18 protein-coding genes are annotated in these 21,856 nt (G+C 41.0%); 14 read left to right on the forward strand and 4 right to left on the reverse strand.

The window, feature by feature from the left end; genetic code table 11:
* The first annotated feature begins 68 nt into the window (after positions 1 to 68).
* The 8 genes from PG840_RS07320 to citG all read left to right on the forward strand — a co-directional run bounded on the left by PG840_RS07320 (position 69) and on the right by citG (position 8,710).
* Positions 69 to 608 carry a beta-class carbonic anhydrase gene (locus PG840_RS07320; RefSeq protein WP_270205328.1) on the forward strand — a complete coding sequence of 180 codons (540 nt, stop codon included), beginning with the start codon at positions 69 to 71 and terminating at the stop codon, positions 606 to 608.
* A gap of 336 nt (positions 609 to 944) precedes the next feature.
* Positions 945 to 1,874: a LysR family transcriptional regulator gene (locus PG840_RS07325; protein WP_173686736.1), complete on the forward strand. Its 930-nt coding sequence runs from the start codon at positions 945 to 947 to the stop codon at positions 1,872 to 1,874.
* Positions 1,875 to 2,044: 170 nt separating this feature from the next.
* Positions 2,045 to 3,340, forward strand: coding sequence for an SLC13 family permease (locus PG840_RS07330; protein WP_118217565.1), 1,296 nt, complete (start codon positions 2,045 to 2,047; stop codon positions 3,338 to 3,340).
* A gap of 86 nt (positions 3,341 to 3,426) precedes the next feature.
* Positions 3,427 to 4,866: a serine hydrolase domain-containing protein gene (locus PG840_RS07335; RefSeq protein WP_270205329.1), complete on the forward strand. Its 1,440-nt coding sequence runs from the start codon at positions 3,427 to 3,429 to the stop codon at positions 4,864 to 4,866.
* Between the two features lie 102 nt (positions 4,867 to 4,968).
* Positions 4,969 to 5,268: a citrate lyase acyl carrier protein gene (gene citD / locus PG840_RS07340; protein ID WP_044998939.1), complete on the forward strand. Its 300-nt coding sequence runs from the start codon at positions 4,969 to 4,971 to the stop codon at positions 5,266 to 5,268.
* Positions 5,268 to 6,167 carry an aldolase/citrate lyase family protein gene (locus PG840_RS07345; protein WP_117822794.1) on the forward strand — a complete coding sequence of 300 codons (900 nt, stop codon included), beginning with the start codon at positions 5,268 to 5,270 and terminating at the stop codon, positions 6,165 to 6,167. Before citD ends, PG840_RS07345 begins: the two co-directional genes overlap by 1 nt.
* 1 nt (position 6,168) lies before the next feature.
* Positions 6,169 to 7,728 carry a citrate lyase subunit alpha gene (citF, locus tag PG840_RS07350; protein ID WP_008371975.1) on the forward strand — a complete coding sequence of 520 codons (1,560 nt, stop codon included), beginning with the start codon at positions 6,169 to 6,171 and terminating at the stop codon, positions 7,726 to 7,728.
* Positions 7,729 to 7,783: 55 nt separating this feature from the next.
* Positions 7,784 to 8,710 (forward strand): triphosphoribosyl-dephospho-CoA synthase CitG, encoded by a 927-nt coding sequence (citG, locus tag PG840_RS07355; RefSeq protein WP_270205330.1) that lies wholly within the window; start codon positions 7,784 to 7,786, stop codon positions 8,708 to 8,710.
* A 167-nt stretch (positions 8,711 to 8,877) separates the two neighbouring features.
* Here citG and PG840_RS07360 read toward each other — a convergent pair whose 3' ends face one another.
* A complete protein-coding gene (locus tag PG840_RS07360; RefSeq protein WP_008371972.1) occupies positions 8,878 to 9,564 on the reverse strand; it encodes a response regulator transcription factor in 687 nt (228 codons plus the stop codon).
* Positions 9,565 to 9,677: 113 nt separating this feature from the next.
* On the opposite strand from PG840_RS07360, the gene PG840_RS07365 reads away from it, so the two are divergent.
* The 3 genes from PG840_RS07365 (at position 9,678) to PG840_RS07375 (ending at position 14,755) form a co-directional block, all read left to right on the forward strand.
* Complete coding sequence (locus PG840_RS07365; protein WP_270205331.1) at positions 9,678 to 11,825, forward strand: ATP-binding protein; 2,148 nt, start codon at positions 9,678 to 9,680, stop codon at positions 11,823 to 11,825.
* A gap of 182 nt (positions 11,826 to 12,007) precedes the next feature.
* Positions 12,008 to 13,345: a CitMHS family transporter gene (locus tag PG840_RS07370; protein WP_055157528.1), complete on the forward strand. Its 1,338-nt coding sequence runs from the start codon at positions 12,008 to 12,010 to the stop codon at positions 13,343 to 13,345.
* A 390-nt stretch (positions 13,346 to 13,735) separates the two neighbouring features.
* On the forward strand, positions 13,736 to 14,755 hold the full coding sequence (locus PG840_RS07375; protein WP_270205332.1) for an Rpn family recombination-promoting nuclease/putative transposase: 1,020 nt from the start codon (positions 13,736 to 13,738) through the stop codon (positions 14,753 to 14,755).
* Between the two features lie 137 nt (positions 14,756 to 14,892).
* Here the strand turns inward: PG840_RS07375 and PG840_RS07380 are convergent, their stop codons facing one another.
* Positions 14,893 to 15,663, reverse strand: a complete 771-nt coding sequence (locus PG840_RS07380) for a hypothetical protein (protein ID WP_117834450.1) — start codon at positions 15,661 to 15,663, stop codon at positions 14,893 to 14,895.
* Positions 15,664 to 15,863: 200 nt separating this feature from the next.
* Between PG840_RS07380 and PG840_RS07385 the strand changes: the two genes are divergently transcribed.
* Both PG840_RS07385 and PG840_RS07390 read left to right on the forward strand, forming a co-directional pair.
* Positions 15,864 to 16,790 carry an alpha/beta hydrolase gene (locus PG840_RS07385; RefSeq protein ID WP_008371960.1) on the forward strand — a complete coding sequence of 309 codons (927 nt, stop codon included), beginning with the start codon at positions 15,864 to 15,866 and terminating at the stop codon, positions 16,788 to 16,790.
* Positions 16,791 to 16,793: 3 nt separating this feature from the next.
* The gene (locus tag PG840_RS07390; RefSeq protein ID WP_270205333.1) at positions 16,794 to 18,614 is read left to right on the forward strand and encodes a DUF6320 domain-containing protein; all 1,821 of its coding nucleotides are present in this window, start codon (positions 16,794 to 16,796) and stop codon (positions 18,612 to 18,614) included.
* Positions 18,615 to 18,632: 18 nt separating this feature from the next.
* Here PG840_RS07390 and PG840_RS07395 read toward each other — a convergent pair whose 3' ends face one another.
* The gene (locus PG840_RS07395) at positions 18,633 to 18,995 is read right to left on the reverse strand and encodes a helix-turn-helix domain-containing protein (protein ID WP_022220639.1); all 363 of its coding nucleotides are present in this window, start codon (positions 18,993 to 18,995) and stop codon (positions 18,633 to 18,635) included.
* A gap of 118 nt (positions 18,996 to 19,113) precedes the next feature.
* Positions 19,114 to 19,413, reverse strand: coding sequence for a helix-turn-helix domain-containing protein (locus PG840_RS07400; RefSeq protein WP_270613466.1), 300 nt, complete (start codon positions 19,411 to 19,413; stop codon positions 19,114 to 19,116).
* 957 nt (positions 19,414 to 20,370) lie between these two features.
* Here PG840_RS07400 and PG840_RS07405 point away from each other — a divergent pair.
* A partial coding sequence (locus tag PG840_RS07405; RefSeq protein WP_270613467.1) for an InlB B-repeat-containing protein occupies positions 20,371 to 21,856 on the forward strand: 1,486 nt, incomplete at its 3' end.

The raw sequence follows: 21,856 nt of genomic DNA on the forward strand, positions 1-21,856 counted from the left end.
CAGAGAAAAAAAGTCTATAATCTGTTTTAGAAATATTGTTGCGAAAATCAAATGGGAGGTTACACAGGATGATAGAACAGATTGTAGAGTATAATAAGAAATTCGTGGAAAATAAAGGCTATGAGCCGTACCTGACCAGCAAGTACCCGAACAAGAAGCTTGCCGTGCTGACCTGTATGGATACCCGTCTGACGGAGCTCCTTCCGGCAGCGTTGGGGCTGAAAAACGGAGATGCAAAGATTATCAAGAATGCAGGCGGAGTTATTACCCATCCATACGGAAGTGTGGTCAGAAGCCTTCTGGTTGCGATTCTGGAGCTTGGTGTGGAGCAGGTTATGGTCATCGGACACACTGACTGCGGCGTGCAGGGAATGGATGGAAATGAGCTGTTAGAAGAACTGGTAGAACGCGGAATCGACAAAGAACATATCGATATCGTGAGACACAGTGGAATTGATCTGGAAAAATGGCTGGGTGGATTTGAATCTGTAGAGAAGTCGGTAGAAGAGACTGTGCATACACTGAAGGCACATCCGTTGATGCCGAAGGATATTGAGATCAAGGGATTCATTATGGATTCGGAAACCGGGGAGCTTACGGAAGTGTAAGGAAAACAAAGTTGTCCTTGTAGGTCTTTGATATGAGATTTTCAAGGGTAAACGGAAATAGCCGCCAACTACTGCAATAGTTGACGGCTGTCATATAAATAGCTGTTACTATATAGGGGAGCCGCTTGCGGTTTCCCTTCTTTTCATTTAATATAGCGCATTTAGGAGATAGATTCAGATTATTGAAACTTGTAAGATCTTAAAATTTCATCAATCCAAAGTCTATCGTCAGATTTTCATAAATCCCAACCTTAACAACTATTAAAAAGTCTTGCACTTTTGAAATAAAAAAGTCTATAATCTGTTTAGTGAGATCACAGGAGGATAAGGATAAAAATGGATGATTTAAAATCATTTACCTATGTTTTAGCGGTTGCAGAGTGCAAAAGCATTTCAAAAGCTGCCGAACTTTTATATATTTCACAACCATCACTCAGCAGATTTATATCCAGTCTGGAACAGGAACTGGGAATTTTACTTTTCGAGCGGAAATCGAATGGAATCAGTCTGACTGAGGCTGGAGAAATCTATGTTGAGTATGGAAAAGAAATCAAACGTTTGAACAGCACAATGGAACATAAACTAAAGGAGCTTCAACTATCCGAAGAACAGGAAATACATGTATGTATGTCTCTAAGTGCCAGTCTTTTGTTAGCAATGGAAGTTCAGGATAAGATCAGTAAAAAATATACCGGTTGTAAGGCAACATTTTCAAATGTCATGGCAAAGGAAATTATAACAGGTTTAAAAAACAGGACATACGATCTTGCACTTGGACCTGATATAAGTGAAAAAGATTCGTCAATCGTATTTGATCTTATTGTAGAAGATTATATGTTGCTTGCAGTTCCCAAAAAGTATAAGATGCTTCAGAAAGCAGAAAAAAGAGAAGGCGAAAAATATCTATGGATGGATATTTCAAGAATGCCGGACGAGTTTATCATACAGGATGAATCCTGTCATGTCAGACAGGAGATTGATCAGATATTTGAAGAACAGGGCAAAGAATTAAAACCAAAAATGATCGTAAACAGTTCGATGCTTGCGATGCAGACACTTGAGCGGGGAATGGGATGCTGTTTTATTTCAGAAGTGTTTCTTCCGTATTTAACGAATACAGAAAATATTGATCTTTTTTGTATTGGGAAAAACAAGATTAAAAAAACAAAAACAGGAATTATGTATTTGAAAAATAAAATTCTTTCCAGACAGGAAAAGTATTGTATAGCTGTTTTGAAAGAAAAAATCAAAGAGGGAGAAATGTAGGGGCATAGCATGAAGCTATGCCCCTATTTTTCTTTGGCATTGGTGAAAAGAGTACCGGATGATTATAATAAGGTTAACGTGATGAACCGGTAAACATCATACAAGAGAAGAATGAGAGTTTTGGGAAAAGCGCATTCCGAAAAGCTTATTGTATACGGAGGAAAAGAAAGATGAGTATGGCTACAATAGGAGCGATCCTGACATTAATAGTTTTCGTTGCAGTTCTTGCAACGCCAAAATTACCAAACTGGTTTTGTTTTTTGATCATGGCACCGATCGTTGTATTTACAGGAACAATGGATGCAGATGGTGTATATGCCGTGTTAAGCAGTTCAAGTTTTCATCTGATGGCAATTATATGTATGTTTTCTGGAATGATTGCTGCAACAGGACTTGATATTGTAATGGGAAATGCTTTAGATAAATTAACCGGTAATGTAAGTGGAAAGAAAAAAGAAATGTTAATTTTTGCAATTCTTTATCTGGCATCAGGACTGGTATCATTTGTTCTGCAGAACAGTTATGTTGCAATGGCATTTTTACCGGTGATTTTCAGTATTGCCAAGAAAAATAAGATCAGTCATTCAAAAATGATTTTATTCGTAATCTATGCAAGTACTTTAGGTGGAGCTTGTACACTGATTGGAACACCGACAAATATTTATGCAAATACAGCACTTGAAGAAGCCGGACTTTCTCTTTTTGGTATGTTTGATTTTGCCTGGGTAGGCATCCCGATTTTTATTCTGGGTGGAATTTATATGATTGTGATGAACCGCTGGTGTCCGTCTTATGAGGAAACAGTGCCAAGTAATTCAGAGATAGAGGCAGCTACAGAAATTACACCTGAGATGAAAAAGAAACAGATGGTTGTAGGAATCAGTTTCCTTCTGTTTGTACTTGCTCTGATTTTGGATTCACTTACAGATATTACAGTGAACCCGAATTTTATCGGATATGCATTGATTGCAGTTTCTGTACTTACAACCGTTGTAAAACCAAAAGAAGTCATTACTTCATTCGGGGTAGATATGGTACTTTTCTGTGCAGGTATCAATTTGATCATTGCAGTTATGAAGAACAGCGGACTTGGAGAGGTGTTTGGATCCATCGTGTTGAGCATTCTTGGAGATACACATAATCTGTATCTGATCACAGCTGTACTGTTCCTTGGATCGGCAATTGCAACACAGTTTATGAACAATATGGCAACAGCAGGAGTGCTTGCCCCGATTGGGATTTCCATTGCAGAATCAATGGGAGCAAACCCACAGGCAATTGTTCTTGCAATTGCAATCGGAGCGGGATGCTCTTTCCTGACACCAATCGCATCAGGAACAAATCAGACATTAATGATCTTTACAAACTTAAAATTTACTGACTTTGCAAAATTTGGATGGCCATTGGTTATTATCAGCTTTATATGCTGTGTAGGAATTCTTCCATTGGTATTCCCGTTCTTTTAAAAGACAGAAAAGAGTTATGTATAACAAAGGGGGCAAAATTTTGTCCCCCGTTTCCAGTTTAAAATAAAGATAGATGAGGTGGCAGCATGAACACAGAATTAACTTATTCAACTCCGGAAGATGAAGGCGTATCATCAGAATATATTATTAATTTCCTGAATGAGATGGAAAAAAGAGAAGCAGAGATCCATGGGATCATGATCTTGAAAAACAATAAAGTTATATTTGAAGCATATAACGAACCGTACCGGAAAGAAATCCCGCATATTGTACATTCTTTTACAAAATGTTTTACAAATACAGCGGCAGGAATCGCTTATACAAAAGGACTTATAAAGCTGGAGGATAAGGTGCTTGATTATTTTCCGGAATACCGGGAGGGAGCAAATGAGTATCTTCAGAAGCTTACAATACGGAATTTACTTACGATGCGCAGTGGTCAGGAAAGAAGTATAGGTGGAAATGAATGGAGACCATTAAAGACCAGCTGGCTGGATGCATATTTTAAAGTACCGTTTGTAAAGGAGCCGGGAAGTGAATTTATGTATTCAAGTGGGAATTCCTATATTACGTCAGCGATTGTACAGCGTATTACAGGAAAAACATGCCATCAGTTGATCGAAGAAGAACTGGCACCGTACATTGGCCTGGAGAAGTTTAGCTGGGGAGAAAGTCCGGAAGGAATCTGTTCAGGTGGAAATGGTGTGAGTATTACAGTGGAAGGAATGGCCAGACTTGGGTTACTTTATCTGAATCAGGGGAAATGGGGAGAGAAACAATTATTAAGTGCTGATTGGGTGGATCTTGCACTCGGTAAAAAGGATCCACAACCAAGGAAAGCAGGAGAAAAAGACTATAATTTTCACTGGACACATACGGGTGATATCTGGTGTGCAGATGGAATGTTTGGACAGACCTGTGCGATTGTTCCGGAACAAAATATGGTAATCGCTATCACTGCGGCAGACAGTAATTACCTGGAGACGGAACTGATTCAAAAAGAAATTCTGAATCCGATGAAAGAAGAAAGAAATCTCTCTGAAAAGATGTGGAATGTATTAAAAAATAAAGGACTTAGAATGTCTCTGGAAAATAAAAACAGATCCGTCAGTAACAGACTGATTTCAGAAAACCGGAAAATGGAAATGGATACGGTTGAGAATGAGGACAGGATTGAAATGATATGTCTGGAATTTTCAGAAGATGAAGTAAGATTCTGGATGACAGATCACAGAGGGACACATTTTGTAAGAGCAGGACTCGACTGTTGGATACATGGGGAAACATCTATGACAGGAGGATATCTGCACCATCAGTATGAGATGGATAAAATGAAAATTGCCGCATGCGCTTACTGGAAGTCAGAAAATGTGCTGATGATGGAATGGCGCTATCCGGAGATGGCTTTTTTTGATCATGTGTCTTTTGAATGGAAAGAAGACAGGGTATATATGAAACGCTGGGTAAATATGAATTCACAGGCACTGGAAAGACCGGTTGTAACAGCAAAAATATGCAAATCTTAATAATTATTAAGAAAACCATAGGTGTTCCTGTAAGGTAAAAGCCCTATGATAAACACAACGAAGCAAATACAAATGCAAAAGGATGTTAAGGAGGAAGCACGAATGGAAATCAAGAAACCTGCAATTGCAGGAACATTAGAATCCAGTGACTGCCAGGTAACAGTAGAAGCCGGGGAAGGAAAAGTTGATTTTTCACTGGAAAGCGCAGTGATCAATCAGTATGGAAACCAGATTAAGAAAGTAGCTTATGAAACACTGGAAAATCTGGGAATCGATAATGTAAAGCTTACAATCGTAGATAAAGGAGCCCTTGACTGTACGATCAAAGCAAGAATCGAAGCAGCTGTTTACCGTTCGGTAGGACAGATCGAAGATTTACCGTGGGGAGGTGCGATCAGATAATGAATCCGAATAAAAAAAGACTTAGAAGAACCATGATGTTTTTAAATGCACAGAAACCGGGACTGATCAAGGATCCTTATATTTACAAACCGGATTCCATCATGCTTGACCTGGAAGATGCTGTTGCAGAGAACCAGAAAGACGCAGCCAGATTTTCTCTTTATCATGCACTTAAGACCATTAACTATAGAGGATGCGAACGGGTAGTCAGAATCAACGGACTGGATACACCTTACTGGAAAGAAGATATCCGCTGTGCAGTTGCAGGTGGATGCGATGCAATCCGTATTCCGAAGACAGAATCCGCACAGGATGTAAAAATTGTAGAAGCTGAAGTTATCCAGGCTGAAAAAGATTTTGGACGCGAAGAAGGAAGTGTCCTGATCATGGCAGCGATCGAGTCTGCACGTGGTGTAATGCGTGCGCTTGATATCTGCGAATCTTCAGAAAGACTTTTTGGTATCGCCCTTTCCGGTGGAGATTACACCAAAGACCTTCAGACACACATCACCGGAACCGGAATCGAGCTCATGGGAGCAAGACAGAACATGGTGATCGCAGCAAGAGCAGCTGGTGTACAGTGCTTTGATACAGTATACACAGATCTGGATGATATGGATGGCTTCCGTCAGGATGTTGAAAATATCCACCTGATGGGATTCGACGGAAAATCAATCATCAACCCAAGACAGATCAACATTGTTCATGAAATCTTTACACCAAAACAGAAAGACATCATTTTCGCAGAAAAAGTTGTCCGTGAAATTGATACAAAGAAAGCACAGGGAATCGGTGTATTTACAGTAGACGGTAAGATGATCGATATCGCTTTCTATGACGGAGCAAAGAGAACAATCGAGCTTGCAAAAGCTTCAGGTGTGTATAAGGGGGATTTATAAGATGATTAACGCAGTAGGTAGAGATATCCCGGAAGAGATTTTAAAAGCAACTGGTAAAGAAGTATTTCAGGGTGTTCATCATTTTGACGGACATGTTTATAAAAAACATGGACCGGAAGTCGAATGTGTGATCAATTCCAACGGAAGCAAGATGGTAGACAGCATCCATGATGTCCTTGTAAAATGTGGAATCAAAGACGGTATGACAGTCAGCTTCCATCACCATTTCCGTGAAGGGGATTACGTTGTAAATATGGTAATGAAAGAGATCCATGATATGGGGATCAAAGACATTACGATTTGCGCAAGTTCCCTTGGAAAAGCACATGATCCTCTGGTAGAGTATATTGAAGACGGAACCATTACAAATATCCAGTCATCCGGTGTGCGTGGAAAGATCGGAGAAGCTATTTCCAATGGTAAATTAAAAGGTCTTGCGATCATGCGTTCCCACGGCGGACGTGTACGTGCCCTGGTAACAGGTGAGACACAGATCGATATCGCATTTATCGGAACTCCGACCTGTGATGAGTACGGTAACTGCCGTGGTATCGGTGGAAAATCTGACTGTGGTGTACTTTCCTACGCAATGTCAGACGCTTTCCATGCAAACAAAGTCGTAGCAATCACAGACTGCATGGTTCCGTTTCCGAATTTTCCGGCACATATTTCAATGACAAAGGTAGACTATGTTGTAGAAGTAGACCAGATCGGTGATCCGAAGAAGATCGCAACAGGTGCAGCAAAACCGACCACAGATATGAGAAAGCTGATGATGGCTGATTACTGTACACAGTTCGTTGTAAATACACCGTATTTCAAAGATGGATTCTCTTATCAGACAGGTGTCGGCGGAGCTTCTATCGCATCTACTATTTCACTTGCAAAGGTAATGAAAGAAAGAAATATCCGCATGCGTTTTGGTGTGGGTGGTCTTACAAAGCCGATGTGTGACCTTCTGATCAACGGTCAGGTAGATGCACTTCTGGATACACAGGACTTTGACCTTGCAGCCGTAGAATCTGTAAAAGATCTGCATCATTTCCGGATCAGTGCAGGTGAGTATGCGAACCCGTTCAACAAGGGGGCAGTTGTCAATAAATTGGACTTCGTAATTCTTGCAGCTCTGGAAGTTGACGTACACTTCAACTGTAACGTTGTTGTAGATTCTAATGGTATGATCACAGGAGCGCAGGGTGGACATCCGGATACAGCAGCCGGAGCAAAATGTGCCATCGTTATCGCACCGCTTCTTCAGGGAAGAACACCGGCAATCTGTACAGACGTAACAACCGTCACAACACCGGGAGAAAGTGTAGACGTTGTCATCACAGATTATGGTATTGCAATCAATCCGAAGAGACAGGATCTGATCGAAGCAATGAAAGATGTAGACCTTCCGTTTAAGACCATCGAAGAATTACGTGATATCGCTTACTCTATCGCGGGGGAACCACAGAAGGTACAGTTTGGAGATCGTGTTGTCGGTGTCATTGAAAGCCGTGACGGTACCATCATGGATGTTGTCCGTCAGATCAAGCCGTTTGAATTTGATGATTAAATTCTGATCGGAAAACTTACAGGTTATTGGCAATTGGATATAAAAGGAGAACCGTATGGGAAAGAATCAGGCAGTAGAGAAAGCAGAATACTTTGCAGAATCGATTGGCCGGATGGCGTATCAGGCGCTGCTTGAGGAAGTCTATACGGTTCCCAAACCGGGGCTTGTAGATCCGTATTCCTGTGGTGCCCACACTGATATGGATGTGCAGACCTTTGAAAGAAGTGCAGAGGCGTTGTATCCGTGGTTTGTTAGAATGGCATATCAGGGATATCAGCTGACCTGTACGCCGGAAGATCTTTTCCGTGAAATCCGTAAGACCGGAATGCTTGCGGAGGAAGCCATGTATCGGGCAACCGGACATGTGAATACACATAAAGGGATGATCTTTACCCTTGGAATATTCAGTGCGGCAGCGGGAAGATGTATCCAGGAAGACGAAACGGTTACTTTACAATCTATCCTTCGGATGGAGCAGAAGATGACTGCCAGGATCTTAAGAGCCGAAATTGAGATGTTGGGAAAGGAACCTGCGAAAAGTAACGGTGAGAAAAATCTCGTACAATACGGGACTACAGGGATTCGCGGGGAAGCGCTTGCCGGATACCCATCTGTTTTTCATATTGCGCTTCCGGTACTGGAGGATGGACTTTTGCGGGGAATGGAGTGGAACCGAATCAAATTACAGATCCTTTTTGCACTGATGAGCCGGGTGCAGGATTCCAACATTTTATCGAGAAAGAATCCGTCAGTACTCTATCAGGTACAGATGGAAGCAATGCAGTTTCTGGAGGAAGGCGGAGCCTACTCAGAAGATGCGTTAGACAAACTGATCCGCATGGATGCGGATTATATAAAGCGTGGTATCAGCGCGGGTGGGTGTGCCGATCTACTTGCCACCTCACTGTTTCTTGCGATGCTGTGCAATAAAATTCCAAACGAGAACGGGGCAATCCTGAACCTCTTTCCAGTTGTAAAATAGAGCGTATAATAACTGAGAACGGGAATCAAATTTTCTGCCATGAATATGGACTGCACCAGACTGGTGAGGAATAAAAAAGATGACTTTTCACAAATGAGTGGGTGAAAAGTCATCTTTTTCATTAGGAGAAGATTCAGGATGGAGCCTCTTCTTGATGAAAAGGTCGTTTACGGAACAAAACGGTATCCCAGTCCGCGGATCGTCAGGATATACGCCGGATTCTGTCTGTCGTCCTCGATCTTACCACGAAGCCGGTTGATGTAGACCATGATTGCATTGTCATCAACGGCAACAGTATTGCCCCAGACATGCTCATAGATCATGTCCTTGGTGAAAACCTGCTGCGGATGCTTCATAAAGAGCAGAAGAAGTGCAGACTCCTTGGAAGAAAGGATAAGTTCTTCGCCATTTTTGTAAAAACGCATGGTTGTGGTATCATAGCTGAATGGACCGCATTCCAGAGTATCGGAATTGTCGAGTACCAGATTCTTGTTGCGGCGGATCAGTGCTTTTACTTTAGCACCAAGTACAAGCGGTCGGAACGGCTTGGTGATATAATCATCCGCTCCAAGTGAAAGCCCGTACAGAGAATCATAGTCTTCATTACGTCCGCTGACGATCATAACCGGAGTACTGATCCCCTGATTGCGAAGCCTTTTGATAACTTCAAACCCTTCCATATCTCCCAGCATGATATCCATAAGGATCAGGTCAAATGTATGATTTTTCAGGATGGACAGCGCATCCATGCCACAGTTTACTGTTGTTGTTTCCAGCTCATTGCTGTGCATTACTTTTTCCAGCAGCTTACAGATTGCCGGATCATCATCTACGATCAGTATTTTGTCAGCCATTGAGGCAACCTCCCAAAAGTAAAAATTTCAATAAATTCTATACAACTTATAAAAAACATTATAATATTAGAAAGAGAACAAGTCAATTGATAACAAACCGGGGACGAGAATATATGAAGAAAAACAAAAAGACACTGATTGCTGCGATTCCACTTTTTTTAATCGTAATTCTTGTATTTGCAGGATTTGGTGTCTGGAAAAAGTACAGAGATACTTTGATGCAGAACCAGGAGGAACAGATGCTCCTGACAACCAGAATCCTGAGTGAAAATATGGCGATGTCCACAGAGGAATATGAGGAAAGTTTAAGCTTTCTTGCAAAAACAGCAGAGAACAGACCGCAGGATGAGGCAAAACAACTATATCGGGAATTTATAGACACACAGACCAGTTTTATCACGAATCTGTACCTGGAAGACGAACAGGGAAAGCTTTCAGAGAGTGTCAAGGATGTACAGATTGTAAGTTCACAGCTGCTCACTCAAAGCTCGGCAAAGAATAGCATTTATATGGAAAAAGATACAGGTGGGAAAATCTATAATGTATATAAGCGTGTTTTGAAGGATGGGAGAAAGATCTGTCTGATGATCGATGCGGAAAAATATTATCAGAAACTGATTTCGGGAATTCACATCGGAACGAATGGATACATTGTTGTCAAAGATGCAGAAGGAACGATCATCATGCATCCGAAGAAAGAACAATGGGGAATTCCGGTTATTGCAGGAAGGAAGAAAATGTATCCGGATCTGGATTACTCCAGTCTGGAGAAGATGATTGAGGATCAGAAGAAGAGAAAAGAAGGTATTTCTCATTATTATTCGTATTGGTGGACAAATGAAGAACGTCCGAGAGTACAGAAAATCAGTGCATATTCTCCGGTTCAGATCGGAGACAGCTTCTGGGTAGTCAGTGCGGTGATCGACTACGATGATCTGTACGAACCGATAGCTGAAGGTTTCTTGAAAATGGTATGTATTTTTGTTGGTATTTTGTTGGCTGCCGGTATTGCGGTTGTCTTATTTGGCAGAGTGATGCGTGATATGAGAAGAGCTGTGCGGGAGATCAATGATCTGAAAGAATTGAATGAGCAGTTGGAAAAAATGCATCGGAGTGAGCAGAGTATCGCGCATCAGCAAAGACTTCAGATCATGGGAACTATGACAGGTGGTATCGCACATGAATTCAATAATTTTCTGACTCCGATCATGGGATATGCAGAGCTTCTGATGATGGAACTTCCGGAAGGATCAGAAGAACAGGACAGTGCAAAAGAAATTTATGAGGCTTCGGAAAAAGCAAAGGATGTAGTGCGCCAGATTTCGTCCCTGAGTCGAAAGAATGTAGAGACCGTTTATAAAAATATTTCGATAAAGAAATTCATGACGCGTGCAGAAAGGATGATGGAATCTGTCTGTACGTCTCTAATCCATATGGAAAGTGAGTTTCGGGTAGATGATGAAATGATCCTTGGAAATGCGACACAGCTGAACCAGGTGCTTTTAAATGTCTGCGTTAATGCGGTGCATGCGATTGGAAAAAATCAAGGAAATATCAAAATATCCTGCCATTCAGAAGAAAAAGAAAAACTGGCTCAGGGAGTGATTGAAAAGCTTTCGGATGTATGGAAAAAGTATATCCATATCCAGGTGAAAGATAATGGGTGTGGAATGGATAAAGAGACGCTGCGTCAGATTTTTGATCCATTTTTCACAACGAAAAAAGGGGGAGAGGGTACCGGACTTGGACTGGCACTTGCGGAGCAGATTATTACTTCACATAAGGGATATATTTATGCAGAGAGCAAAAAAGGAGAAGGAAGTACCTTTCATATCTACCTTCCGGTACTGGATACAGAGCATATGCCACAGATTGTGCAGAATATTCCCAGAAAGGATTATCGGATCGTGGTGGCAGATGACAATGCAAAGGTATTGCAGCTGCTGAAAAAGAATTTTGAGAAGATCGGGATCCAGATTCAGACCTGTATGAAAAGAGAAGAACTGCAAAAATGTCTGGAACAGCAGGAGGCAGATGTGCTGGTAGTAGACGAAACGATGGAGGATTGCAGTGGAGTGGATTTCTGTATGTCGCTTGCAGGCAGATATCCGGACATGCTGAAGCTTATTATTATTGATGGAGTCAGCCGTGAGGTGGCAGAGGCCCGGCAGAAAGGAATCATTGACGGATATGTAGAAAAACCGGTATCGGATACCGCAATTCTCGAGGCAATTCGGAATCGTGCCAGCCAGCCGGTATAAGAAAAAAGACGCAGATATCTGTAAGGTGTAAGATAAGACAAACCCAACCTTAATACTTTTAAAGATTTACCTTAACAAAATGTAAGGAGGAATCTGTAAGAGTGTAAGGTTGGGTTTTTATAATGGAATCATCAAATAAATGGTACGAAAAAGTACCCGTACAAAAGGAAGGAGAAAATGCCATGAGTGAAGCAATGCTTGCCTTATTGGGATTTGCAACCATCATTATTGTGATTGCGTTGCTCTTAAGAAATGTAACGGTACCGGCTCTTGCATTTGTCAGTGTATCAACTGTAACAGGTGCGATCCTTGTAGCAACCGGAACATTTACGATTGAAGAAATGGGGGAATTTGTAACAGCCGGTGTAGCAGGAGTACATGGTACTGCAGCGCTGTTTATCTTCTCTGTACTTTTCTTTGGAATTATGACAGATGTAGGAATGTTCGACAAGATCATCAATGCATTGATGAAGAAAGTCGGAAGTAATGTAGTCGGTGTTGCCATGATGACCTGTATCATTGCTATGATCGGACATCTGGATGGAGGCGGTGCCTCTACATTCCTGATCACAATTCCGGCAATGCTCCCGGTTTACAAACGTCTGAATATGAGACCGACAACTCTGATGCTCATCTGTGTATCTGCAATGGGTGTTATGAACCTTCTGCCATGGGGCGGACCGACAATGCGTGCGGCTACTGTCCTTGGAATTGAACCAAATGCACTGTGGAAACAGATCATTCCAATGCAGGTTGTAGGTATTTTTATTGCACTTGGAACAGCATTTATCTGGGGAAATATCGAAAAGAAGAGAGGTGCAGGCACTTCTTCAGCAGAAAAGATCGAGTATGGCGGAATTGAAGATGAAGCCGTAACAGATGATGAAAAGAATGAGCTTGCAAGACCGAAACTCTTTGTATTCAATGTAATCGTAACACTGGTAGTGATCGTAAACCTGGTTCTTGCAAAGGTACCGTCTTACTATATCTTTATGGTAGGATGTGCAGTAGCACTTTTTGTAAACTACCCGGGTGCAAAAATGCAGGGTAAGATCATTAAATCCCATGCAGGTCCGGCACTTACCATGGCATCTACGATTCTTTGTGCAGGTGTATTCCTTGGAGTGATGCAGCAAACAGAGATCATGACTCATATGGCTAACGTACTTGCAAACGTAGTTCCACAGTCTATGGGAAGATTTTTACCGCTTATCGTAGGTCTGGTATCTGTACCGCTTACACTGATGTTTGATACCGATTCCTTCTTCTTCGGAATGCTTCCGGTACTGATCGGAATCGGAAACGAATTCGGTGTAAATCCGGCACATATTGCCATTGCAATGGTTGTTTGCCGTAACTGTGCAACTTTCATCAGCCCGGTTGTTCCTGCTACTTTCCTTGGAACCGGACTTGCCGGTGTGGAGATCAAAGATCACATCAAGAACAGTTTCTTCTGGATCTGGGGTGTAAGTATTATCTGTCTGATCTCAGGTATAATTCTTGGAGTTATCAAATTCTAGTTAGATAAATAAAAAGATCCTGTATTTCATGTGATTTGTACATGGAGTACGGGATTTTTTTGGATATGCATATAAAATGGTCTGATGATTGAAATGCAACGAAAGTGCTCGAAAATGTTATGCAGGGTATAAGATTTCAGGAAAATGTGATAGAGTTATTTTACTTCGATTTAGTTCTAAAATCGAAAAAGTATCTAATTAACCATAATCAGAAGGTATCTCATTTTCGGTGCTCAATTTTCGAGTAAACTCCCGACAATGAACAAAGCAAAAGAAAATATAGAAGTATGGGAGTTTGCCTTTACAAAGGATGACAGTATGTTAAAATATTTATAGTAGAAAAGTCAGATTTTCCTTTCTATATTTTTACAATGCAGAAAGGGGAATCATATGACAGAAGAAAAGAAACAATTAACAGAAAATCAGGATAGCTTTATAATGCATCCAACGGTAGATTTCTGCTTCAAAGAATTAATGGAGAATGCAAAAGTAAGACAGGGATTGATTGCGGCAATTCTAAAGAAAGATCCAGAAGAAATTCAGAAAACAAAGTTGATGCCAACAATTTTAAGGAAAGAATATCCGGAAGATAAATACGGGATTCTGGATGTAAGAGTTCTCTTGAAAAATGGAGAGCAGATGGATTTGGAAATGCAGGTGGTGCCATTTGAATTCTGGTTTCAGAGGAGCTTTTATTATCTGTCAAAGATGGTAACGGATCAAATGAAAACAGGGGATACTTATGATAGAATTAAACCGTGCATTCATGTTGGAATTTTGGACTTTAATTTCTTTGAAAATGATACCAGATGTTATCATGCGGGAATGTTCTGTGATAAAGAGACTGGAGAAGTGCTGACGGACTTGCTGCAGATTCATATTCTGGAATTGAAAAAGTTGCCACCGGAAAGTCAGAATGAAACTGGGATCATCCAGTGGATGCGATTTATGAGCGGAAAGAACAGAAAGGATTTTGCAAAGATGGCAGAGCAAAATGAATATATTAAAGAAGCTTATGAATGTCTGGAGAAGATGAGTGCAGATGAAAGAAAAAGAAGAGAATACGAAGAAAGACAAAAAATTTTGTGGGATCATAATTCGTTTATGAAAAGTGCAAAAATAATTGGGATGCGAGAAGGTCGTGAAGAAGGACGTGAGGAAGGACGTAAAGAAGGACGTAAAGAAGGGCGTAAAGAAGGGCGTAAAGAAGGGTACAGGGAAGCATTAGTTTCAATTGTTATAAAAAAATTGCAAAAAGGGATGTCAGCAGAGGAAATTGCAGATTTTCTGGAAGAGGATGTCTTGACGATACAGAGAATCTATGATATTGCCAATACCTATGCACCGGAATATGATATAGAAAAAATAGTACAAAAGTTGGGAAACACATCGGGAATGAAACAAAAGTAAGAAAAGAGTAAGTCAAATCAGATAGATGAGTGATTTGACTTACTCTTTTTTCGCATGTAATTAGTTGTTGTTCACTTATAAAGTAAAAACACCATATGAGGATGCCCTAAGGCATATGCCTTAGTACGAGGAATGTTTTACTTCAAAATTTTCCGCAAAATACAAGTAATAATTCCCACCACGCAGAATGGAAAATATGCCGGGTAAAGGGAACCAAATACCAGGATACCGCCTCTGATACCGGTCAGCAACTGAACATCAGCAGGAATTGCAGCTGCGGCTAGACTGAAGAGGTAGGACAGAACATATACTAGGACAAAATAAGTAAGTCCGCGTCCGGTTCCGTGTCGGATGCCACTTAATGTGAAAAAGAACGTAGACAGCATCCAGATCAGCATAACCGCTCCGACAGTCAGATAAGCAATCAGAGTAAGATCTGGATTGGATGTCAGTGTATTGATATCTCCATAATCAGACAGCTGATTCCAGAATGAAAAAAAGGTAATCGCCAGGATGATGGCGGACATCAGAACCGGTGCCGGGCGAAGGATGAAAGTGGTCAGTTTCTCAGCGGCAGTACTTCCGGTGCGGGCAATATTCCGGATTGGAGCAGCCAGTTCTTCGGAAGAGGAATCGGGACGTCTGCGGGAATTTCTCCGTTCTGTCCGTCTGGCTGGTCTTTGGCGGTCATAATAAGAATCCTCTTCTTCATAATCATCGTCATAATCAGGAGCAAGCCTGTCTGTTTCATCGTAGTAGTCGTCAGTTTCATAATCGTTAAGGTAGTCTGTGTCGTCATAACGGTCGTCATAATCATCCTGCCCCACAGGGATCGACGGGAGATCGCCTGTATAAGTTACTTCAAAGTTGTCATCAAAATAGTCGTCTATATTTTTTTTATTATTCATAAAACAAATACACCCTCCTTGTGCATAAGTGTATGGTAACTGTTTTGACAGTCTGTGTCAAATAAATAATGAGATGATTGTGAAATCTGAAAAATTGAAAATGGGTTAATGTAGCAAAGATGGAAAGAGAAAGAGTGGTAGGGGACATCATTCTATGGTAGAATAAATCTGTATGAAAAAATAAATGAGGACAGAAAAATATGGCAATCAATATAGCAACAAAAGCAATCCTGAAAATCCTGTCTTTTGGAGGGATTGATGTAGAAGTATCAAGGCAGCTTGCGGATCTGAAAAGACTGGATCCGATGAAAATTTTTTATAAAAAAATGGATCTGCAGGTATATAACGGCGATTATGAAGTTCCGATCCGGGTATTTTTCCCGGATGAAGCATCGTGTCTGGAAAAAGATCAGATCAAGGGACGAAAGATCATGCTTTTCCTTCACGGAGGAGGATGGGCGACTGAGCATGTGGAAAATTATGAGAGAGTATGTTCCCGGATGGCACAGGCGACGGGGCAGACTGTAGCAGCAGTAGAATATCGCCTGGCGCCGGAGCACAAGTTCCCGACCGGGCTTATGGACTGTTATGCCGTGGCAAGAGCATTGTATACGCATCCGGATACAAAGCCGGAGGATATTACTCTGATTGGAGACAGTGCAGGTGGCAATCTGGCAGCTGCATTGTCCATTATGGCACGGGACCGTGGCGAATTTATGCCAAAGAGACAGATTCTGATCTATCCGGCAGTCAATAATGATTATTCAGAGAAGAGTCTGTTCTCTTCTGTAAGGGAGAACGGGCAGGATTATCTTCTGACGGCAGGCAAATTAAAAGATTATATTAATCTTTATGCAGGTTCGGAAGAGGACAAGTTAAATCCATATTTTGCACCGATTCTGGAGAAAGATCTGTCAGGACAGCCGGATACACTGATCCTGACGTCAGAATTTGATCCGCTCCGGGATGAGGGAGAAGCGTATGGAAGACGTCTTGCAGAGGCAGGTAACCGGGTGGAAGTACACCGGATCAAGGATGCACTTCACGGATATTTTGCACTGGGAATCCGGAGTCTGCATGTACAGGAAAGTTTTGAATATATCAATCATTTTCTGGAGGGGGAATAGAAAATGCCGCAGACAAATGTAAAGCACTGGAGAAGGCTGGACAATGCAGCGAAGCTTTTTCCGGCGGCGAGCAGTAAAAGGGATACCCGTGTATTCCGGTTCTACTGTGAATTGAAAGAGGATATACAGCAGGAGATCCTGCAGAAGGCGGTAGACAGGACACTGGAAAAATATCCGATCTTTCTGTCCGTGCTGCGAAAGGGACTGTTCTGGCATTATCTGGAACAGAGTAATAAAAGACCGGTTGTAAGAGAAGAGTATAAGGAGCCGTGCAGCAGCCTTTATATCCGTGATAAGAGAGATCTGCTTTTTGAAGTGACTTATTACAAAAAGAGAATCAATTTTGAGGTCTTTCATGTGCTGACGGACGGAACCGGTGCCAGTGAATTTGTACGGGAGCTGGTGAAAAATTATCTGTATCTGGCACATCATGAGGATGGACTGGAGGATGTGGTTCTGTCAGAGTATTCGGAGAGCCTTTTCGATCAGGAAGCAGATGGATTTGAAAGATATTATTCCCACCAGGCAGACCGCAAAAAGGAGAAAAAACCGGCAGCGCATCAGCTTCGCGGAAACCGGCGCGAGCTTGGAAGCCTGCAGACGACAGAGGCAGAAATTCCGGTCGAAGAACTGAGGCATCAGGCAAAGACTTATGGTGTATCGATGACGGTATTTCTGACTGCGGTATATCTGTGTGCGATTCACCGGACAATGACAAGACGGCAGGAAAGCAAGCCGGTTGTACTGATGGTTCCGGTAAATCTGCGTAATTTCTTTCCGACCAATACAATGCTCAATTTCTTCAACTGGATCGAACCGGGATATCATTTTCAGGGTGAAAAAGAAGAGTTCACAGATGTTGTGCAAAAAGTAAATGCATGCTTTAAAGAAGAACTGACAACGGAAAAGATGGAGAAGCGGATGAACGATTACTTCGCCTTGCAGGTGCATCCAATCCTGAAATTTGCGCCGCTGGAACTGAAAAATGTCTGTATCAATATCGGGGCGAGGACGGCAGAAAGTGATGTGACCGCTATTTTTTCCAACATGGGAATCATCCGGATGCCGGAAAGCTATGAGACGTATATCAGGTATTTTGGTGTTTATACAAGTACGCCGAAAGTAGAGCTTTGTATGTGTTCCTTCCGGGATAAGATTTATCTGGGATTTACGTCCAGATATGACTGTGATGCGATCAAGGACAACTTTTTCCAGATTCTGAAAGAGCAGGAAGTAAAGCCTGAGATCCTTGAAGTGGAGTATCCGGAAAGTGTGATGACAGAAGCGAAAGGAATGCAGATTTTCAAAATATTTACATTTCTTTGCATGATCGCGATTGTGGCGGCACTGGGAGTGGATTATAGCATTGATACGAATTTCCATCTGTCACTGTTTGTGTGCGGCGGTGCGTTCAGTATGTGGTTGGCGCTCGCAGTCGGTTTCTTCAAGCGGTACAATCTGCTGAAGAATGCCATGTGGCAGCTGATCATTGTGACAGTCGGCTGTATTATCTGGGACTGGCTGACCGGCTGGCATGGCTGGTCGATTGACTTTGTGCTTCCGGGAGTCAGTGGCTTGATTATGATTTCGATGCTGATCATATCGAGGGTGTATTACCGTCAGGCGAAGGACTATCTGGTGTACTTTGTGATGGCGGCGCTTTACGGAATGATCTTACCATTTATCTTTTTGCTGACTGGTAAGGTACGAATTGTATTTCCGTCTGTGATTTCAATTGGGATGGGCGTGCTGATGCTGATCGGACTGGTGCTTTTCAAGGGAAAAGAAATGCGTCAGGAAATGGAAAAGAATTTACATGTATAAATCGGTGGTGCCGCAAAATTATCTGGATTGATGATTTTGCGGCACCATATTTTTTGCATTTAAATATCTGACGAGTGCGGTGATCTGGATCAGAAGTTCTTCCTGATGCTTTGCATCGAGTTCTTTAAATAAAGAAAGAACTTGGAATTCAAAACGAAGCAAAGAAACAGAAGGATCCGGTTCACCAATTTCCAAAGCTTCATCTGCAGAGATGCCATACAGATTGGCAAGGGTTGCGAAAGTGGAGAGATCCGGCTCGGCAACGTTATTCTCATAACCGGACAGAGATTTTCTGTGGATACCGGTCAATTCCATCACTTGTTTCTGGGTATATTCTTTATTCTCACGGGCGTTTTTCAGAATTTTACCAATATCTTTCATGAAAATGTTCCCCCTTCAAACATAGTATAAGTTCATTATAAATGGTCAGAGCAGGAAAAAGCAATGACAATTTATTTTGATTTTTTATCGAGATAGTCTGCGAGAGATTGAAACTGAATCAAAAGCTCTTCCTGGTGGCTGGTGTCAAATTTTTGGAAAAGAGTAAGCATTTTTCATTCGCAGCGCGAAAGGGAAAAATGCGAGGGGGGGGGGTAGAAGTCTTAATTCCTAATACTTCATCCGCAGAAAGTTGATATAAGCGGAGTAATCTGGCAAATGTGTCAAGATCTGGTTCTGCTACACTGTTCTCATAGCCGGACAGAGTCTTGCGGTTGATACCGGTCAGTTCTATTACTTTCTTCTGAGTATAAAAATTATCTTCACGTGCTGTCCGGAGAATTTCTCCTATATGTTCCATGGGCGATCGTCCTTTCGAAGATTTCATATATAATATAAGTGAAGTGGTATGTACTATTGCTATTATATAAGAAATAGACGTTAAAAAGAGTAGAATTCTTAGAAAAAGTACTAATAAATCAAAAAGTCTTAAAATTAAAGATACACATGTGCTATCATATTCAAACTTTAATCTCTAAACTTTAATTTTTCCGCCTATGATCTCTAACGAAATAGGAATTGTGAGACTTGCGGCGCCATATTTTTTGTATGCAAAAATCTGACAAGTGCGGTGATTTGAATCAGGAGTTCTTCCTGATGTTTGGGGTCAAGTTCAAAGAAAGAACCTGGAATTCACATTGAGGCAGAGAGTCGGAAGAAGCTTTTCCACCAATATCTAATACTTCATCGGCAGAAATACCATAGAGATTGGCAAGAGTCGCAAAGGTTGATAGATTTGGCTCGGCAACGTTGTTCTCTTAACCAGAAAGCGATTTCCTGTGGATGCCGGTTAATTCCATTACTTGTTTTGGGTATATTTTTTATTCTCACGGGCATATTTCAGAATCTTGCCAATGTCTTTCATGAAAACGGTTTCCTTTCAAATTTACTCCTTTCTTATTATAAAGCACAAAGATAAGAAGACGCAATTTTGAAAACTGTGGTTTTTTATCGAATTATGTATCAAGGAATTACCTATTATTAAATATTAAAACCTATTATTAAAAGACTGAAAAATATGGATTATAACATTAAAAATCGCAAAATTAGCGGAACTGTTAATAAAACGATATTTTTTCGGGAGGGGGAAGAAAAGGAAAAACAAAATCTTAAAAAATACGTTAAAAAGATGTAGAAGTCTTAGAAAAGGTAAGAATGATATTGACTTCTTAAAAATTAAGACTTATAATAACCAAGATAGGATACGTATGCAAAAAAGCATATCACTTTTTAAAATCAGAAAGAGAGGAAATTAGAGATGAAAAAGAGAAGAGTACTTCATCAGGCATGTGCGTTCTCTGTCGCAGTAATGCTCGTTGGAGTAAATGCTGTACCAGTTGTTGCAGCTGATAATGCTCCTGCTGCATATACTAATGCAGATGAGACATGGAAGGGAAAAGCTTGGGCTATTATTACAGTTGATTCCGAAAAAGGATCTTTTGAAGATGGCACTAATACCAATAATGCTGGACATTTGGAAGATAGTAACTATGCAATTAGTTATTTCCCGACTGTTATTCCAAAGGATGGCTATACATGGACAGGATGGGATATTACAGAACCAGACGGTGTTGTAAATCACTTAAATACTGAGTTTGTTGGCGCTAAGTCATGCATGGTTGCTCCAAAGGACGGAGAATTTAAAGTAGTAGCTACATTTAAAAAGGATGCTCCGGCAGAAAAGGAAACTACTACTTTAGTAACCTTTAATAATAGTTTTGATGGAAATGCAACACTTGTTTCAGGAAATCCAGCAGATCAGTTTACATTTTGGAATAAGGATTCAGCAGTATATGATATTCCTAAATATAATGTAAAAGATGGATATGAAATAACTGGATGGACAGTAACAGGTTCAGAGACAACTACTTGGTCAAAAGATAAGACAACTTTTACATTAAGTGATGTTAATGCAGCATATTCTGATAATGGAGAAAAAGTTGAAGGGTTTGCAACCGTAGTCCCTGTTGTATCTAAAAAAGAGGAATCTAAAAAAGTAGTTGTTAACGCAACGGTCAAAGTTGATCCTAACAAAGGTTACTTTGAAGTGTACGGAGACAAAGAACCTTATGAGACTACAAATGAGAATCTTCAGGATGATGGTTGCAAACTGGGCTATCTTCCAAAAGTAGTAGCAAAAGATGGTTATACATGGACAGGTTGGAAAGTAAAAGATGAAGGAGGTAATGTTGTATACTCTAACATTACAACAGATACTTTTGAACTTATGTTTGATTGTACAAAATCTCAAAATTATACTGTAGAAGCTACTTTTGAAGAGAATAAAGCTGAAGAAAAAACAGTAGAAGTTTATTTCAATATTATTGATTCAGAAAAAGGATCATTCCCGGATTATGCACCATCAACAGTTGTTTCTTTCAAAGGTATTGCTGCAGACACAGACCAGCAGTTTGAAATTCCGGCAGTAAAAGCAAATGATGGATACAAGTTTACTGGATGGAAAGTTGAAGGCGCTGAAACACAGAATTGGGATGCAGATGCTAAAACATTTGGTGTGACAGGACTTGCACATTTCCCAGAAGGATCTAATGTTGGTTATGTAACAATTACACCTGAATTTGAAAAAGTTGAAGAAACACCGGCTGTAGCAGTAGCAAATGCATATGTTGTAATTGATTCAACAGAAGGATCATTCGAAGGATATGAAGGAGCAACACAACTTGATAACGAAAACCTTCAGGATAGCAAATACAACCTTGAATTCCTTCCGACAGTAGTAGCAA

Origin of the sequence: Coprococcus sp. AM97-35 (genome assembly GCF_027697525.1) — a bacterium.
In the GTDB taxonomy this organism is placed as follows: domain Bacteria; phylum Bacillota; class Clostridia; order Lachnospirales; family Lachnospiraceae; genus Allocoprococcus; species Allocoprococcus comes.

Coding starts and splice junctions, on each gene's coding strand:
- PG840_RS07320 (WP_270205328.1), top strand. CDS start 69: ATGATAGAACAGATTGTAGAGTATAATAAGAAATTCGTGGAAAATAAA.
- PG840_RS07325 (WP_173686736.1), top strand. CDS start 945: ATGGATGATTTAAAATCATTTACCTATGTTTTAGCGGTTGCAGAGTGC.
- PG840_RS07330 (WP_118217565.1), top strand. CDS start 2,045: ATGAGTATGGCTACAATAGGAGCGATCCTGACATTAATAGTTTTCGTT.
- PG840_RS07335 (WP_270205329.1), top strand. CDS start 3,427: ATGAACACAGAATTAACTTATTCAACTCCGGAAGATGAAGGCGTATCA.
- citD (WP_044998939.1), top strand. CDS start 4,969: ATGGAAATCAAGAAACCTGCAATTGCAGGAACATTAGAATCCAGTGAC.
- PG840_RS07345 (WP_117822794.1), top strand. CDS start 5,268: ATGAATCCGAATAAAAAAAGACTTAGAAGAACCATGATGTTTTTAAAT.
- citF (WP_008371975.1), top strand. CDS start 6,169: ATGATTAACGCAGTAGGTAGAGATATCCCGGAAGAGATTTTAAAAGCA.
- citG (WP_270205330.1), top strand. CDS start 7,784: ATGGGAAAGAATCAGGCAGTAGAGAAAGCAGAATACTTTGCAGAATCG.
- PG840_RS07360 (WP_008371972.1), bottom strand. CDS start 9,564: ATGGCTGACAAAATACTGATCGTAGATGATGATCCGGCAATCTGTAAG.
- PG840_RS07365 (WP_270205331.1), top strand. CDS start 9,678: ATGAAGAAAAACAAAAAGACACTGATTGCTGCGATTCCACTTTTTTTA.
- PG840_RS07370 (WP_055157528.1), top strand. CDS start 12,008: ATGAGTGAAGCAATGCTTGCCTTATTGGGATTTGCAACCATCATTATT.
- PG840_RS07375 (WP_270205332.1), top strand. CDS start 13,736: ATGACAGAAGAAAAGAAACAATTAACAGAAAATCAGGATAGCTTTATA.
- PG840_RS07380 (WP_117834450.1), bottom strand. CDS start 15,663: ATGAATAATAAAAAAAATATAGACGACTATTTTGATGACAACTTTGAA.
- PG840_RS07385 (WP_008371960.1), top strand. CDS start 15,864: ATGGCAATCAATATAGCAACAAAAGCAATCCTGAAAATCCTGTCTTTT.
- PG840_RS07390 (WP_270205333.1), top strand. CDS start 16,794: ATGCCGCAGACAAATGTAAAGCACTGGAGAAGGCTGGACAATGCAGCG.
- PG840_RS07395 (WP_022220639.1), bottom strand. CDS start 18,995: ATGAAAGATATTGGTAAAATTCTGAAAAACGCCCGTGAGAATAAAGAA.
- PG840_RS07400 (WP_270613466.1), bottom strand. CDS start 19,413: ATGGAACATATAGGAGAAATTCTCCGGACAGCACGTGAAGATAATTTT.